This is a genomic window from Paraglaciecola chathamensis S18K6 (assembly GCA_000314955.1).
Taxonomy (GTDB): domain Bacteria; phylum Pseudomonadota; class Gammaproteobacteria; order Enterobacterales; family Alteromonadaceae; genus Paraglaciecola; species Paraglaciecola chathamensis.
On the sequence record BAEM01000031.1, the window covers coordinates 32870 to 49927 of the forward strand.

A 17058-nucleotide genomic window follows, 5' to 3' on the forward strand; every position below is an offset into this window, starting at 1 on the left:
TTATCGCGGATGATTTATGACAAATAGTGCATAAGTAGCGCCGACGCAGCGCACAGCATCAGCGCCAGAACGCATGTTAAGCGTTAGCGCTGGCTGATGAGCGAAACTTTTTCGCTAACAGTACAAGCATGAAGGCCCCAATATACATAGTGACCCCATACACCCCAGGCGCTACAGCAAAGTCGGCTCGTTGTAAAAAGGTGACTGCAATTAGTATAGCCATAGCTGAATTTTGCACGCCTACTTCTATTCCCAAGGTGATGTTATCTCTGGCTGAAAACCTGAATAACGCACCGAGGCCGATGCCTAGCATAATGGCTAACAGGTTTAAGGTTAATGCACTTGAGAATACAGCAGAGAAAGATGAAGCAAGTGTGTCTTTTTCCTGGATCGTAATAGCCACGATCATCAGCACCAGAAATGCCGTCGCTAGATGGCGGAAAAAGGGTTCGCAACGAATAGCTTTCTCAGCAAAATAATGCCGAATAATAATACCGATGAGCACAGGAATTAAGGTAATAAAAATTAGCCCGAGTGTGGTGCTAAGCAAAGAGAATGACTGAGCTTCGTGTTGACCAAACTGACTAATGGCAAATTGGATAATCAACGGTGTCGTAATCACGCAGATCAGCGAACTAATGGCCGTTAGGCTAACCGAAAGCGCCAAGTTTGCTTTCGCGATCTGGCTGATAATGTTAGAGCTTGTGCCACCAGGACAAGCCGCGAGTATCATGATCCCTATGGCTAGATTTGGGGCTAAATCGAACGCAATGGCCAAGCAATAAGCCAATATTGGCAGTAATAGAAGTTGCCCAAACAGCCCAACCAAAATAGGTAAGGGCGCACGCCATAGCTGCTGAAAGTCATTTTTGGTTAAGCTCAGTCCCATACCAAACATGATGAGGGCTAGAACAAATGGTGCTATGTACTGGGTTAAGAATGATTCGGTCATTATTATTATTGTTCACTAGGTTAATAGGCATTAATTGCCAGTTAGGGATATAACATAAGGTGGAAGGCATATCCTCTGCCTTCAGGCTTGCAGTGGTAGGTAGATTACAGTGTATTTGTCATGGGAGGTCTCGTAAGTCTTGTGGTTCTAATAATTGATAATAGTGACGCAGCCGAGTAAGCAGCGCTTGGTTCGCTACGATGAATTCGTTCAATTGATGAATAATGTCTTTCTGCTCTATGGTGGACAAATGAAAGGTCACTGGCCCGTGAGGTATATTTTTAGCTATCGTCACTTTTTGTTTTTTCTCAGGTGTCGCTAATAGGTATTGTGCAACGTTATATTCAACGTCTGCACCGTCAACTCTGTTTTTAAGCACTAAATTGATGGCAGCATTCGGAGAGTTCACCTCAAGCACATTTAAGCGATTCTTGGCGATGCGCTCAAGCCAATGAACAGGGGTAAACCCGTGGGGCACGCCTAAAGACCGGAACTGCTTCATGCTGTAATATTCGCGCTCTGTCAAAACCATGGTCGCGCTAATGGCGCTGATTAACGGCTTACTTAGGGTTTTACGAGAATCAATTTTGTCGTGAATGGAACGCCAATCTGCGTTATCGGGGTAAGCAAAATCGATAGAATCCTGAGCCAGTGCTCGCTGTAAACGTTTGATAGGATAAGAGCGATACTCGAACTGATGCCCACTAGCCTGTGAAAACGCCTCTAGTACAGCCCACGCATAACCTTTGTCTTCTTTTAGACTGAAATTGTAATGGGGGAAATAATCAATGTCTTGGCAGCCTACAACAAAGGTTTTTTGCGGGCTGGCATTCGCCCAACTTATTCCTAAAACAGATAACCAAATCAACCACCAGCGGGTATTGTGCATGCTTAATATCACTCTACTGCAAATTCATGATGTGTTTTAGCATAGTTGAAAATAGCCATTTCGTGGAAATTGCCACCAATGCTATTCACACCAGCACTAGGTGGCACGCCAAGCTAGCTCATTTTAGCCAGTAAACTAAGGGGGGCAATTCGCGCAATATAGCGGAATAAAGCCCAAGGCCATGTGGGTACAAAGCTACTATCTACCTCTTTTTCAATGGCCTTAACCATAGCCTTGCATCCTGTTTCGGTATCAACAATAAACGGCACTGTTTTTACCTTTTCGTTGATTTCGCTTTGAATGAAGCCTGGGTGAATGGTGGTCACCTTAATAGGGGTCTTCATCACATCAATACGGATGCCTTCTGTCATCGAAGTCAGCGCTGCTTTGGTGGCCGCATATACGGTCATTGCCCGTCGCGCGCCGCGCACCGCACTAACTGAAGAGATGGTCACCAGATGCCCAGCATTTTGTTCGCGGAAAATTTCCATACTGGCTTCACACTGCGCCAGAGCTGACACAAAATTGGTCACGGCGGTTTGTTTGTTGGCGTGAAAATACCCCGTGCCTACCGACGCGCCTTTACCCATGCCGGCATTAACGATAACGCGGTCAAGCCCGCCCATATCTGCGGCAAAGGCTTTGATTACCTCAAACACCTGTGGGTGGTCGTCCACGTCTAACGGGCGAATAAATACCTCAATATTCGGATTGATAGCGAGTAATTCAGCTTTTAATTCTTCTAAGCGCTCGACCCGTCTGGCGCATAACCCCAAGTTACGGCCCATCTTGGCAAACTCAATAGCCATGCCTTTTCCTAAGCCTGAGCTTGCGCCAGTGATTACGATGTTTTTTCTTGTCATGGTGGCGTCTCTCTTTATGTACTGGTTTGTTTTAGCTTTCTGCTTGGGCTCATTATTTGTATGTAATGAGATGGCGGTGATTACCTTCAAATGCAGAATGATCATTAAGGCTAGATAACACTAGGCCTTTTTTTGAGTGAATAATTTTTGTGACGCCGGCGTTTACCAAAGTCCAGTTAACCTTCATTAAATTGCTCGCAGGTATGTTTAACAGCGTCTGACTCAGTACTGCAATCGGTCCTCCTGAGCTAAATACGGCTATATGTTTAGCATCTTCATTGTGATCAATAACATTTTGAATCGCCAGCTCAATACGATTTTGGTACGCCATCCACGATTCTGTGTATTGCTGGGCAAAGTCGTTGCTCATCCAGCGAGAAAAGGCTTCTTCAATCACATTTTGCAGTGCCATGTTAGGATTTTTATGCTGCATCAAATGCTGCTTTACACCCGCAGGCGTTGCAAAGCCGGGGTTGAGCTGGGCTAAAATATCTTGGTGGTCATACTCGTTCCAGTTGGCGTCAACGATTGTGTTTTCGATAATCGACTCATCAGCACCCATAGCGTGCAAACAGCCTTTAGCGGTTTGCTGGTGGCGTAACATACTGCCACGAAATACTTTGTCGAATCTGACGCCTCTGCGCTTTAAATCGGCACCCAAGTGAGTGGCTTGCTGCTCACCTAAGGAAGATAAACAATCGTAATCGTCTTTGCCAAATGACGCTTGCCCGTGGCGAATAAGATAAATACAGGTCATGCTAGCGCTTTCCTTTTATCGCTTTGCGGCATTGCCACATGAGGTAATGCACAAAGAACCAAATATTTTTAAACGCAGGGTTATTCGTTTGCTTGTGATGATAGCGATAATAAATTTGCTGAGCGATCGCGGCGAGCCTATACAAGCCATACACTTCATAAAACGCAAAGTTATCGACGTTAAAGCCGGTTTTATCGAGGTAATAATCGATCACTTCACGGCGGGTAAACATGCCCGGTAAATGGGTCGGTTGGCGACGAGTCGACTTAGCGAGTTTGTCATCATCTGCTTGTACCCAGTAGGCTAAACTATTTCCCAGATCCATGAGTGGGTCGCCTAACGTAGCAAGTTCCCAGTCCAGTACACCAATAATCTCGGTAGGAGACTGGGCATCTAACACCAGATTATCAAAACGAAAATCGTTGTGGGTCAAACAAATATGTTCAGCCGCCGGCATGTTATCTCTAAGCCAGTCACTCACATAATTTGCTTTAGGGACATTCCAGGTACGGGCTTTTTGATAGCGGCCTATCCAGCCATCTATTTGCCGCTTGGTGTAACCGCTACCTTTGGCAATATGTGAGAGTTGCGCTGCTTGATAATCGACTTTGTGCAACTCAATAAGGCTATCAAGGGCGTTTTCACACAATTGGCGGGTATCAGCCACATTTAACGAAAAATTTCGCGGCAGATTCTTGCGCGGTATGATGCCATTGAATTTCTGCATGACGTAAAATTCAGCACCAATAACCGATTCATCCTCACAATGAGCGAGCATTTCAGGAACGTAATGGTAGACCGGCTTCAGGGCTGCTTGCAGGCGATATTCTCGCCCCATATCGTGAGCACCTTTGGCTTTTGTTCCTGCAGGCCCTCTGCGTAAGATAACTTCGGTATCGATTCCACTAGGGTTACTGTAAGCCAAGCAGTACGTCCAATTAGACGCACCTCCAGCATACTGGGTGACCTTCGGCTGGCCAGTCAACCCGCTGATGTGCTTGGTAAGCCAAGGATTGAGCGTCTCAAGATTGAGCTCCTCCCCTTGGCGCACTGAGCCGGCCTGATCGATTGCGCCCTGTGCGCTTGCAGTTGTGCTCATATTAACTGTATTTCTTCAGTTCTAAGCGGGTCACCATTCCCATATGCACTTCATCTGGGCCATCAGCCAAGCGCAGGGCTCTGGCGCCTGCAGCAAAGCGTGCTAATGGGAAGTCACTGCTCATGCCCGCACCACCATGAAGTTGCACTGCCATATCCACTACGTCTTGCAGCATTTTGGGAACAGCGACTTTAATAGCAGAAATTTCAGTCATGGCATTCTTCACCCCAACTTCGTCAATTTTCCATGCTGCGTGTAACGTCATTAAGCGGGCCTGATGAATTGCGATACGCGCCTGGGCTATACGCTCGCCATTGCCACCAAGTTTGATTAACGGTTTACCAAATGCGGTGCGGCTTAAGCTGCGTTTCATAGCGAGTTCTAATGCTTTTTCTGCACCGCCAATTGAGCGCATGCAGTGATGAATACGTCCTGGCCCTAAGCGGCCCTGAGCGATAGCAAAGCCCTTACCCAAACCTACCAGTAGGTTTTCTTTGGGAACACGTACGTTAGTAAAATGCATTTCACCATGGCCTGATGGCGCGTCGAAATCACCGTAAGCACTAAGCATGCGCTTGATCTCAATGCCTGGGGTATCAAGGGGCACAATGACCATGCTGTGTTGGCTATGCTTGTCATTTTCAGGATTTGATAACGCCATGAAAATCGTGACTTTGGCATTTGGGTGACCTAATCCGGTTGACCACCACTTTTTGCCATTAAGTACTAGCTCATCGCCGTCGACTTCAACGGTAGCCTGCATGTTAGTGGCATCCGATGAGGCCACGTCGGGCTCGGTCATACCGAATACAGAGCGTATTTCGCCAGCCAGTAAAGGTTTTAGCCATTTGTCTTGCTGTTGCTGGTTACCGAAATGATAAAGCACTTCCATGTTGCCGGTATCTGGGGCATTACAGTTAAATATCTCAGATGCAAATAAAACACGACCCATTTCCTCGGCAAGGGGGGCGTATTCTAGTGTCGTTAAGCCTTTGCCCAATTTGTCGTCCGGTAGGAACAGGTTCCACAATCCTGCTTCTTGAGCTTTCTTCTTTAGCGGTTCAATCATGGGATGCATTTGCCACTTGGTCCAGTCGCCAGTTGGGTTTAGCTCCTCGGTTTCACGATAGATTTGCTCTTCCACTGGGTACACGTGTTCATCCATAAATGCTTTGACGCGTGCGATGTAATCTTGTGTTTTCTCGCTATGTGCAAAATCCATGATTTTCCCCTGCTATACGTTAGTATTTTTACGTTAATGTAGAGCCAGCATAGCGCCTTTTTTAAATTGAATGAAATGAAAAATACTACAGGTATACTATGAATAATATTCATTGTAGTTGAGGCTCACTATGGCAGACATGCACGCCCTTAAAAAACTCGATTTAAACTTGCTTAAAGTGTTTGAAAGTTTATATGTAGAGCAGAATATGACACGCACAGCGGATGCCCTGCACATCACGCCATCAGCGGTCAGTCACTCAATTAAGCGCCTGCGAGAGTGCCTTGGCGACCCTTTATTTCAGCGCAGTAACAATCGCATGTTACCCACACCCGCTTGCCAGAGAATGGCCCCTCTGATCATTGATAATCTCACGCGCTTACGGCAAATCATGCAGCACTGGGGGGAGTTTCAACCCTTAACCAGTGAACATCATTTCAGAATTGGTATGCATTACGCGCTAGAGCCGAGCATTTTGCCCGCGTTAACGACTCGATTAGCATCGCTTGCACCGAACGTGACGTTTTCCAGCGTAAAAGTAGACCGAGTGACCTTGACGCGAGACTTAAGCGCCGGGCACATGGATTTAGCGTTAGATGTGGCATTACCGATAAAGTCACCTGTGCTGCATCAAAAGTTAATTGATGATGACTTCTGTGTATTGATGCGTAGCGAACATCCACTTACTGAGAACATGAGTAAAGAAGCCTATTTTGCCGCTGGGCACATTGGAGTATCAAACCGCTCGAGTGGGGCATCGGTAGAAGACCTATTGTTTCAGCAGCAAGGGTTGTCTCGTAAGGTGGTGATCCGCTGTCAAAACTACTATTCGGCAAAAAGTATGGCGGCTAATTCCGATAACCTACTAACGGTTCCGCGCAGGTTGGCAGAGCATTTACGTCAGGATGATGTGGCACTTTTTGATTTACCCATTAGTATCGCGCCCATTTCTACTCACATGTATTGGCATAAAAACACCGAACAAGACTCAGCATTAACTTGGTTAAGAGCTTTATTTGACGGGATATTTGTGGGATAGGCAGTAAAAATAAATACCTCGCCCTTTTTAATTATTTATTGAATTGGTATAAGGGCGAGGCTGCTTTTGTGTACTGGTTAATCGTCGTTAGTTGAGCCGATACGATGAATGGTTAAGTCAGCGCCGTTGTATTCTTCTTCTTCGGTTAAGCGTAACCCCACCACCATTTGAATCGCGCCATAAACAATAACGCCGCCGATAATAGCCACTAAAATACCGCCTAGTGTACCAATGATCTGAGCGACTAAATTGACGCCACCTAGGCCGCCCATGCTTTCGCTACCGCAAATACCAGCAGCAATACCGCCCCATGCGCCGCACAGGCCATGTAATGGCCATACGCCCAATACATCATCGAGCTTTTTGCTGCGCTGAATAAAGGTGAATAAAGTAACAAACAACCAGCCTGCGACAACACCTATCACTAGCGCACCTATGGGATGCACCACGTCTGAGCCTGCGCAAATAGCCACAAGCCCAGCTAAAGGGCCATTGTGAACAAAACCCGGGTCATTCTTGCCGAACAACCAAGAGGAAATAATTCCCCCTGCCATCGCCATTAAAGAATTCATAGCAACCAAGCCACTGATGCCGTCTAGGGTTTGGGCAGACATAACATTGAAACCAAACCAGCCTATGCACAGGATCCACGTACCCAAGGCTAAAAAGGGAATGTTAGACGGGGCAAATGCGATCAGCTTTTTGTCTTTAACTCTGCCATTACGCAAGCCCAAGAAGAAGACTGCTACTAATGCCAGCCAGCCGCCAACACCGTGCACAACCACTGAGCCGGCAAAGTCGTGAAATGGCGCGCCAGTGGTTTGCTCTATCCAGTCTTGTATACCGTAATTGCCGTTCCATACTATGCCTTCGAAGAAGGGATATACCAAGGCAACGATGATCGCTGAAGCCAACAAGAAAGGATTGAACTTGGCGCGTTCAGCAATACCGCCTGAAATAATGGCAGGAATTGCGGCAGCAAACGTCATTAAGAAAAAGAACTTAACCAAGTCATAGCCATTATTTGCGGTCAGTTCGCTGGCGCTACTGTAAAAAGTCGTATCGTAAGCCACCCAATAGCCAATAAAAAAGTAAGCGACACAAGAAACACCGAAATCGGTGATAATTTTAACTAATGCGTTAACCTGATTTTTGTGGCGTACCGTACCCACTTCCAAAAAAGCAAAGCCTGCGTGCATGGCAAAAACCATGATTGCACCAATGAGTAAAAAATACGTATTTGAACTTTGCACCAATAGCTCGGTGGCGCTTGTGACATCTTGCATGTGTTATATCTCTGTGTGTCGGTTAATGTTACATAAAGGTAAATTTTAAACGCGTTTCTTTATCCTTAACGGCTATTTTAAGTGTGTTTTTGCTCGTTAAAGTCAGCCTATTATATCCCTCTATGCCTTGCTGTGTCAGAATCATACCCTGCGTAATGAAAAGTGTGCATGCCACATATAGAACTAAAGCACATAGCTCATGCATATTTAACATTGTGTTTAAAACTAAAGACTAGTTGTGAATTCGTTGCTCTGTGTATTACTTAAGTCAGACATGAATTGTGCCATGGACAGCCCCAATAGGATGTTATTCGATAGTCTGAATATCGATACCTTACATCCCCGATCTTAACAACACCTATAGCGTAAGATAAGTGTTTACTGCTTTGCGAGACAAATCATGAAAAATGATCTTTTGAATCGATTCACAGGTTACCTTGTGGGTTGCTTATGTATGCTCATCGCTGCCAATAGTGCAGTGGTTAGTGCAGCGATTGAGCTAACCGAGGTAGCCCCACAGAACACAGTGCTCAGTAGCAAGCAACGACAGTTGTTGGTAGAGCAACTACAAAAAAATAACTCGTTGCGTGTCATTGTTGAATTAAAAACGAATATTAATAGCCTTGCTTCGGTGGCGCAGTCTGATGATGGTGCGGCGGCCGATGGAGCAGCAACCGCGTCGCAAAGCACGCTTCAAGCAATTGCGAACGCGCAAGCGGACTTACACTCAAGCTTGCAACAATCAGGTGCTGTGCTTAAGCATAACTTTACCCACTTGCCTATGGTGGTGTATGAAATTGATTTAGGTGCGTTATCAGTGCTGGAGAAATCGTCGCTGGTTAAAAGCATTCAGGTTGACGAAATTCGTCAGCCATCTTTACTGCAAAGTACAGATATTATCGGGACTGAAGAGGCCTATGCCATAGGGGCGACAGGTGCTGGGCAAACATTAGCTGTGCTTGATTCAGGGGTTGAGTCAGATCATCCGTTTTTAGCGGGTAAGGTGGTGTCCGAGGCGTGCTTCTCAACTAATCGTAGCTCTGGGTTTTCTGCATCCGTTTGTCCTAGTGGTAGCAATGATGAAATTGGTGAGGGCGCAGCAAAGGCTTGTGATTTCAGTGGTTGCTATCATGGAACTCATGTCGCGGGAATCGCTGCGGGCCAAAACGAAAATCTGCATGGCGTGGCTAAAGATGCCGACATTATCGCTATTCAAGTGTTCTCAAAAATTTTAGACAGCAACTACTGTAGCGGCAGCCCACCTTGTTTAGGGGCCTATGACTCGGACGTCATTCAAGGATTAGAGCGAGTTTACGCTTTACGCAACACCTATTCTATTCCCTCAGTCAATTTAAGCCTAGGTTCCGGCGGATACCTTAGCCATGAGGCTTGTGATTCAGCTAATAGCAGTTATGCCAGCGCTGTGAGTAAGTTAAATGACGCTGGTATTGCGGTGGTCATCGCCTCTGGTAACAATGGCTACAGCAATAAAATCAGTGCCCCTGGTTGCGTAAGTCATGCCATTAGCGTTGGAGCTACAACTGACAATGATGGCGTTGCTTGGTTTACCAATAAAGCGGACTTTCTGACCTTGCTTGCCCCTGGCACCAGTATTCAATCTTCTGTTCCTGGCGGGACCTACTCATCAGCTCAGGGCACATCTATGGCTGCCCCTCATGTGGCGGGTGCATTTGCTGCGCTGGCTTCTCTTGAAAATACACCTGACAAAACACAAATCCTCAGCGCGCTATTAAACACAGCGAAAGCGATTGATTCTGGCTCGCTAACTTTTGGCCGGATCGCCCTCGGGGCGGCTGCTGAAAACTTAATGCCAGAGCCTGAAATAGACCAACAACTGAGCATCCGTATAAGCGTTGATAACGCAGAGGAGATGTATTTTAACGGCGTACTTTTGGGTGGTTCTGATAATTGGAAGAGTAGCAAATTATATAACGTCAACGTGACCCAGAAAAACAATGTTTTGGCGGTCAAAGCGATGGACGTTGACGGGTTAGCGGCGCTAATCGCCGAGCTTGAACTAGAAGGACAAGCATTTTATAGCGATGAAAATTGGAAAGTCTCTACTGAATTTGTCGATGGCTGGCAACAAACTGAATTCGATGACAGTCAGTGGCAAGCAGCCAGTACCTATGGTTATTACGGAGTATGGCCATGGTATAAAAACGTAAAATGGTGGCCAAGCACCAGCCAAGCACAATGGCTTTGGTCAGATGAACGCTATGACGACAATACGGTTTACTTCCGCTATCACATAAAAGCAGCTGATGCGCCTGCTTCTGAACCTGTCGTTATTAATACCGCGAACCTTGCCCAGGGGCAGGTAAATGAAGCTTATTCAGCAACACTATTCGCCAGTGGTGGTAGTGAGTCTTTTACTTGGACAGTTGTAAGCGGTAGTTTACCTAGTGGTCTTGAACTTAACGCGCAAAGCGGCCAATTAGCTGGTACGCCAAGTACAGCAGGGGAGTTTTCCTTTACTGTTGAAGCCAAGGATTCCGCGGGAGCACACGCTCAACAAGTATTGACGCTATCTATCGAGCCGGCTGCGGTTACTTCAGAAATAGCGACTATTACTATTTCGGTTGATAATTTTGAAGATACCTACTTTAACGGCGTGTTTTTAGGCTCTTCCACCAATTGGCAGTACGCAAAATCTTATACAGTGGAGTTGGTTTCTGGTCGCAATGTGCTGGCGGTAAAAGCGCAAGATGTAGACGGCGTAGCAGCGCTCATTGCCAAGATTGAAACTGAGCAGGGGATTATCGTCAGTGACAGCAATTGGAAAATTTCAACCCAAACGAGTGAGGGGTGGAATAACCAAGATTTCGACGACAGTACGTGGGGCAACGCTACTGCTTATGGCGCGTACGGTGCGCAGCCATGGCGCTGGCGAGTGAATCGTTTAAATGGCGCCAACGGTGCTAACTGGATTTGGTCGGGGGACAACGACCTAGACAACTTGGTCTATTTCAGACTAGTAATAGAGCGTCCATAGGTAGCTAAGCACGAATGCCTCAACCATGATGGGGCTTGTAAAGCCGAGTTTAGATTCTATCTAGCTCGGCTTTTTATTGCCTAGGGTGAAAATGCCGTAGCGTGTAAATGACGCAGCGTTTGTCCTCTCAGTTCAAGTAGTGAGCAAACTTAATTGCAATGCAATGCACTGCCGCGCGTCAGTCAGAAAAATGACGCTTTATATTTACTGTACTTTTTTCAGCCTAATGTCCTTTTAACTTATTGATTATTAAGTTATTTAAACTGTTGGCACAGTGTCTGCTGAGGTGTGGATGAGTAAGAGGTGGAAGCTTTCTTATCTCATTCCAACCCGGTTCGATTAAGTACAAGGTGTCTACATGATAGGTTTTACTCATATACAACTGACTGAAACGCATCGCCAGCGCGTTACGCATTCGGCAAAACCCAAGGTGGGTACGGCTGCAGTCTTAGCACAGCTACTGCCGCAGCTAACGGTTAATGCGCCAAGCGAGCGATACCAAGCGATTACTGGTTTAGATTACTATATGCGTGAAGAAACAGAGCGCTTACTGGCGCGCATTGAAACGCATCTTGAAATGCTCATAGAGGGCATAGAGGGCATGGCTAGTCATACTCAGCCGGCACAATTTAGCTTAACGGTATCCAATGGTAAGTGTGAACTTGCTGGCCAGTATCCTCTGGGGCTTGATAAAAAACTCAACCAAGACGCTTGGCTTATTGGTGCTTTTGCTTGGCTAATACCCAATTACCTTGCTCTGGTGCATTCACTAGAGCTTCGCGCATTTTCATATGCATATCAGCGCTGTCGAGCAAAAGCCGCAGTGGCATATCAGCATCTTGATGAGCCAAATCATGGCCTAGCGGTTGTCGTGAAGTTCAGCGCAGGAAAAGGGCAGTGGCAGGTAACCACGCCTCTAAATATTTATCACTTGTAAGGAGCTTACTGTTCTTACCCCTTGCCCTAATCTTAGCCCTAACCCCAATTTACATTTCAGTTGTGAATAGATGATCTTTCGGTAACTTTGCAGCACCGCGACAGAGACTGTTGATGGTGTGTGGAAGATTAGTGACTGAAGCGTCTTGCAGTTAAATCAAAAAAGGACAATTTTAATACTGCTATCAGGCTACGCATCCTTTAGAATATAAGCCTTAAATCAAGATGTTAAGCCCACGTTATCTAGGTAAATAATTGTATGCCTGATTCTCAAGAAGCAAAAAAACTTAGCAATCAGTTCGAAGAAATTAACGAGGCTTTAAACGACGGCATGATTGTGCAAGTGCGAGAGAGGCTCAGCACTATGCCTCCTTGTGATGTGGCATTACTGTTGGAGTCTAGTCGCAGTCGCACGCGCTCTGAAATATGGCAGTTGATCGAACCTGATCAGTACAGTGATGTTCTCGAAGATCTGTCTGAAGATGTACGCAACGGTATTATCCGCCAAATGGTCCCGGAAATTCTAGCAGACGCCCTAGAAGACATGGACACAGATGATTTGGTGGAAACCTTATCTGGCCTGCCTGAAGCCGTTTCACAAGATGCGCTTAGCTCTATGGATGAGCAGGATAGGCAGCGTGCAGAGCAAGCCCTTTCCTATGGTGAAGATACTGCCGGTTTCATTATGAACACCGACACCATCACCCTGCGCCCAGAAGTGACCGTTGACGTGATCCTGCGGTACTTGCGTCTAAAAGGTAATATTCCGAAGGGTACAGATACCTTTTATGTGGTAAATCGCAGTGATGAGCTTATCGGTAGTGTGCCGGTAACTGAGCTACTGACCGCTCGCCCGGCGGTGAAAGTCGAAAAGTTGATGACCCAAGACTCAGTCGCAGTGCCTGTAGATATGCACGAGAACGAAGTAGCAAGCTTATTCGAGCGTTATGATTGGTTGTCAGCCCCAGTGGTCGATAAGGGAAATCGCCTGGTAGGACGTATTACCATAGATGACGTGGTAGATATTATTCGCGAAGGGGCTGAGCACTCAATGATGAGCATGGCCGGTCTAGACGATGAAGAGGATACCTTTGCGCCTGTCATTAAAAGTACCAAGAAGCGGTCTGTATGGTTGGGTGTGAATTTACTTACCGCACTAATGGCAGCTGCAGTGAGCGATATGTTCGAAGCAACGCTGAGTCAGCTTGCTGTGTTAGCGATTTTAAATACCATTGTGCCTAGTATGGGCGGCGCGGCAGGGAACCAAACCTTGACCTTGGTGATACGCGGTATGGCACTAGGTCATGTGAGCGGCAGTAATGCTCGCTGGTTAATTGGCAAGGAATTGGCCATCGGCTTTTTCAACGGGGTGATTTGGGCCGTTTTGATTGCATCCGTGATTGCCATGTGGAAACAAGATGTCATGCTCGGCGGAGTGATTGCTTTTGCCATGATGGTCAACATGGTAGCCGCGGGGTTAGCTGGCGCTATGCTGCCGGTACTGATGAAAAAAATGAATATCGACCCTGCACTTGCTGGTAGTGTGATTCTGACCACTATTACCGACGTGGTAGGAATTTTTGCCTTTTTAGGTACCGCAACCTGGTTGTTATTATAAAAATATGTCTGTGTTTACTATCGTGTCTTTAACGTTTATCACTTTGGTGGCTTTTGCGGCTAACTCTGTGTTTTGCCGTCTCGCATTGGACGAGCAGAATATGGATCCCATGAGTTTCACAGGAATTCGATTAGCATCGGCAGCTCTGGTACTCGGCCTGATTATGCTGGTCAAATCACCGGCTAGTGTAACCAGTATCAAAACCTTAAATAGTTATGGAAGTTGGCGACAAGCAGGCTATTTATTTGCTTACGCGGCAGGGTTTTCTTATGCCTATGTGACTTTGCCTACGGCCACGGGAGCGCTGATTTTATTTGCCGCAGTACAATTTACTATGCTGCTGGTGGCCAGACTATCTGGTCATCGTATGAATTCAGTAGCGAGTGCTGGAGTCGTGATATCTCTGTTTGGTTTTGGCTATTTTGTGTTACCCGAATTGTCCTCACCCAGTGTGGTTGGTTTATTGGTCATGGCGTTAGCTGGGGTTGCCTGGGGCATGTACAGCTTGGCCGGAGCCAAGAGCAGTAATGCACTTGAAACGACAGGGGCAAACTTTATTCGCTGCTTGCCCTTCGGGCTACTCTTAATGCTGGCGTTTGTGCCTAGTGCAAATCTGACCTTTGAAGGGGTGGCTTATGCGTTGGCCTCTGGCGTGTTGGCGTCGGGGGTGGGATACGCGATTTGGTATCAAGTGTTGCCCAAGTTAGATAGTAGCGTAGCGGCGGTATGTCAGCTTAGCGTACCGATTATCGCTGCGTTTGGTGGGGTGATCATAGTCGCAGAGCCCATCACCTCACATCTGATGTTTTCTTCGTTCGCGATTTTAGGCGGCATGTTGTTAGTCATTGTGGGAAAAAAGCGCAAAATCTAATGCGCTATAATATTAGGCATAAAAAAGGTAGTCAGCTATGCAAAATAACCGCTACCTTTCAATACTCACCAGTAGGCAAATGACTAAAGCGCCAATCGCCTAATGTTTAAAAGCGCACTTCGCCCGCGCCGTCACTTGCGCAGCACACATAAAACGTTTCTTGATAACCTGTTTCTGATTGATAGCGATCGGCAATCAGTTGCTGAGCACCGGCGACCATTTCACGCGGCATAAGCGCCACAATACAGCCACCGAAACCGCCACCAGTCATGCGTACTCCACCATGCTCGCCTAGATAGTCAGCGAGGGTTTCGACGATAAAATCGATGGGTTTAACGGTAATTTCAAAATCGTCACGCATAGACGCATGAGATTCAGCCATTAAGGCTGATAGGGTTTTTGCATCACCGGTACGTAACGCATCGGCGGCTTGCAGCGTACGTTCGCTGTCAGACACCACATGATGAGCGCGGCGATAAACCACTTCCGGTAACTTGTCTTTCTGTGCTTGCAGGTCTGTTAGGCTAATATCGCGTAGCGCTTTTATTCCTAAAATACTTGCTGCTTCCTCGCATTGCTCACGACGCGTGTTGTACTCACTGTCAACTAACCCACGCTTAACGTTAGAGTTGATTATCACCACATCTAGCTCTGTAGGCATAGAAATAAGTTGGGTTTCTAAAGAGCGACAGTCAAGCAGTAGTGCGTTATTTTGTGCACCACATGCACTGACCATTTGATCCATAATACCGCAGTTACAGCCGACGAATTGATTCTCGGCTTCTTGACCGTTTAGGGCCACGTCGGCTGATGTTAGTGGTAGGTCGAACAATTGGCGGAACGTTTCACCAATAGCGACTTCAAGTGACGCAGAAGAACTAAGGCCTGCGCCTTGAGGTACGTTACCCGTTACCACCATATCAACACCTTTGAACTGCAGACCGCGCATTTGTAGGTGTTTAATCACGCCACGAATATAGTTACTCCATAGCTGAGTCGGGTGTGGCTCAATGGTATCGCTTAGTGAAAACTCATCCTGCTCGTTGTTGTAATCAGCGGCCACAACGCGCACGAGGTCGTCTTCTCGTGGGGTAACGGCAACCAAGGTTTGGTAGTTGATAGCACAAGGCAAAACGAAACCATCGTTGTAGTCTGTGTGTTCACCGATCAAATTTACCCGTCCAGGGGCTTGAAAGTGGCGTTCAGGAGCCGCTTTAAAAACCTGTTGATAGGTGGCATTTAGATCGTCAATGGCTTGTTGAGAGATGATTTTCATTGCTCTAGGCTCCATTCGATTCGTTGTAATGTACGTCGCTCAGCGCTTGTAATTTTTGCGCAGCTTGCTCAGGCGTTAAATCCCGTTGCGGTTCAGCCATCATTTCATATCCCACCATAAATTTACGTACCGTCGCTGAACGTAATAGTGGCGGGTAGAAATGAGCATGCAACTGCCAATGCGCTGTTTCGTCTGTATTATGCGGTGCACCATGCCAACCCATAGAGTAGGGGAAAGAACACTGGAACAAGTTATCGTAGCGACTGGTTAATTTTTTAAGGGCAACGGCTAAATCGGCTTGTTGTGCGTCATTCATTTCATCAAAACGAGCGCAGTTGAATTTAGGCATAAGTAAGGTTTCAAATGGCCACGCCGCCCAATAAGGGACTACCGCAATCCAGTGGTCGGTTTCGACAACGGTTCGCTCGCCGCTGGCCGCTTCTTTTTGCGCGTAGTCGAGCAGCAATGAACTGCCGTGCTTATCGAAATAGGCACGCTGGTTTACGTCTGCCTTGCGTACTTCATTGGGAATAAAGTCGTTGGCCCACACTTGCCCGTGAGGGTGTGGATTTGAACAGCCCATGGCTGCGCCTTTGTTTTCAAACACTTGAACCCAAGCATAATCTTTGGAAAGCTCAGCGACTTGGTCTCGCCAAGTTTGTACTACATTCTCAAGTGCAGGAAGCGACAATTCTGGTAGTGATTTATTGTGCGCCGGTGAGAAACAAATCACGCGGCTGGTGCCTCGTGCAGCTTCTACTGTGAACAAGTCATCGTTTTCTTGCTCAGAAGCGGGTGTGTCATTCATTAGTGCTGCGAAATCGTTAGTGAATACAAAGGTATCTTGGTACTGTGGATTCACTTCACCGTTTATGCGGGTATTTCCAGCACATAAATAACAGCTAGGATCGTGAGCTGCGCTGTCATTTTGTTGTGGCTTTTCTACCTGACCTTGCCAAGGGCGTTTAGCTCTGTGCGGAGACACAAGCACCCAATTGTTAGTCAGTGGATTGCGGCGACGATGAGAGTGATCTACGGGATCGAATTTAGACATTTAGACACACCATGTTAATAAGCGGTTAATTAATACTATTATATTACTAATGGATTTTAAGTGCTAATCAGAGTCCTGTCACCCCTAAATCGGTATTTTGTTAGCCTAGAATGCAAAAAAGCCTGCAATGCAGGCTTTTTAAATGTCTATTTTATATATAAAACAAACGGATAAGCGGGC

Annotated in this window: 14 protein-coding genes; 5 read left to right on the forward strand and 9 right to left on the reverse strand. The window is 46.6% G+C overall.

Translation table 11 applies throughout. From position 1 onward, the window contains the following. Nucleotides 1-76: 76 nt before the first annotated feature. From GCHA_RS09475 to GCHA_RS09500, 6 genes are all read right to left on the reverse strand, one after another. A complete protein-coding gene (locus tag GCHA_RS09475) occupies nucleotides 77-952 on the reverse strand; it encodes a bile acid:sodium symporter family protein (protein ID WP_007987543.1) in 876 nt (291 codons plus the stop codon). A gap of 118 nt (nucleotides 953-1070) precedes the next feature. Then, nucleotides 1071-1841, reverse strand: coding sequence for a transporter substrate-binding domain-containing protein (locus GCHA_RS09480; protein WP_007987546.1), 771 nt, complete (start codon nucleotides 1839-1841; stop codon nucleotides 1071-1073). A gap of 113 nt (nucleotides 1842-1954) precedes the next feature. Next, nucleotides 1955-2704 (reverse strand): SDR family oxidoreductase, encoded by a 750-nt coding sequence (locus tag GCHA_RS09485; RefSeq protein ID WP_007987548.1) that lies wholly within the window; start codon nucleotides 2702-2704, stop codon nucleotides 1955-1957. A 52-nt stretch (nucleotides 2705-2756) separates the two neighbouring features. After that, entirely contained in the window at nucleotides 2757-3461 is a 705-nt protein-coding gene (locus GCHA_RS09490; protein WP_007987550.1) for a histidine phosphatase family protein, read from the reverse strand. A gap of 1 nt (nucleotide 3462) precedes the next feature. Further along, the gene (locus GCHA_RS09495; protein ID WP_007987552.1) at nucleotides 3463-4560 is read right to left on the reverse strand and encodes a phosphotransferase family protein; all 1098 of its coding nucleotides are present in this window, start codon (nucleotides 4558-4560) and stop codon (nucleotides 3463-3465) included. Between the two features lies 1 nt (nucleotide 4561). Continuing rightward, nucleotides 4562-5782, reverse strand: a complete 1221-nt coding sequence (locus GCHA_RS09500) for an acyl-CoA dehydrogenase family protein (protein ID WP_007987553.1) — start codon at nucleotides 5780-5782, stop codon at nucleotides 4562-4564. Nucleotides 5783-5912: 130 nt separating this feature from the next. Between GCHA_RS09500 and GCHA_RS09505 the strand changes: the two genes are divergently transcribed. After that, nucleotides 5913-6821 carry a LysR family transcriptional regulator gene (locus GCHA_RS09505; protein WP_007987555.1) on the forward strand — a complete coding sequence of 303 codons (909 nt, stop codon included), beginning with the start codon at nucleotides 5913-5915 and terminating at the stop codon, nucleotides 6819-6821. A gap of 77 nt (nucleotides 6822-6898) precedes the next feature. On the opposite strand, the gene GCHA_RS09510 is transcribed toward GCHA_RS09505, so the two are convergent. Further along, nucleotides 6899-8107, reverse strand: coding sequence for an ammonium transporter (locus GCHA_RS09510; RefSeq protein WP_007987557.1), 1209 nt, complete (start codon nucleotides 8105-8107; stop codon nucleotides 6899-6901). 400 nt (nucleotides 8108-8507) lie between these two features. Between GCHA_RS09510 and GCHA_RS09520 the strand changes: the two genes are divergently transcribed. The 4 genes from GCHA_RS09520 to GCHA_RS09535 all read left to right on the forward strand — a co-directional run bounded on the left by GCHA_RS09520 (nucleotide 8508) and on the right by GCHA_RS09535 (nucleotide 14548). Further along, entirely contained in the window at nucleotides 8508-11123 is a 2616-nt protein-coding gene (locus GCHA_RS09520) for a S8 family serine peptidase (protein ID WP_193362823.1), read from the forward strand. 358 nt (nucleotides 11124-11481) lie between these two features. Next, entirely contained in the window at nucleotides 11482-12060 is a 579-nt protein-coding gene (locus GCHA_RS09525) for a hypothetical protein (protein ID WP_007987563.1), read from the forward strand. 258 nt (nucleotides 12061-12318) lie between these two features. Further along, a complete protein-coding gene (gene mgtE, locus GCHA_RS09530; protein ID WP_007987565.1) occupies nucleotides 12319-13677 on the forward strand; it encodes a magnesium transporter in 1359 nt (452 codons plus the stop codon). Between the two features lie 4 nt (nucleotides 13678-13681). Next, nucleotides 13682-14548, forward strand: coding sequence for a DMT family transporter (locus GCHA_RS09535; RefSeq protein WP_007987567.1), 867 nt, complete (start codon nucleotides 13682-13684; stop codon nucleotides 14546-14548). Between the two features lie 106 nt (nucleotides 14549-14654). On the opposite strand, the gene galK is transcribed toward GCHA_RS09535, so the two are convergent. Both galK and GCHA_RS09545 read right to left on the reverse strand, forming a co-directional pair. After that, nucleotides 14655-15824, reverse strand: a complete 1170-nt coding sequence (gene galK, locus GCHA_RS09540; RefSeq protein ID WP_007987569.1) for a galactokinase — start codon at nucleotides 15822-15824, stop codon at nucleotides 14655-14657. Nucleotides 15825-15828: 4 nt separating this feature from the next. Continuing rightward, nucleotides 15829-16878, reverse strand: a complete 1050-nt coding sequence (locus tag GCHA_RS09545; RefSeq protein ID WP_007987572.1) for a UDP-glucose--hexose-1-phosphate uridylyltransferase — start codon at nucleotides 16876-16878, stop codon at nucleotides 15829-15831. Between the last annotated feature and the right edge of the window lie 180 nt (nucleotides 16879-17058).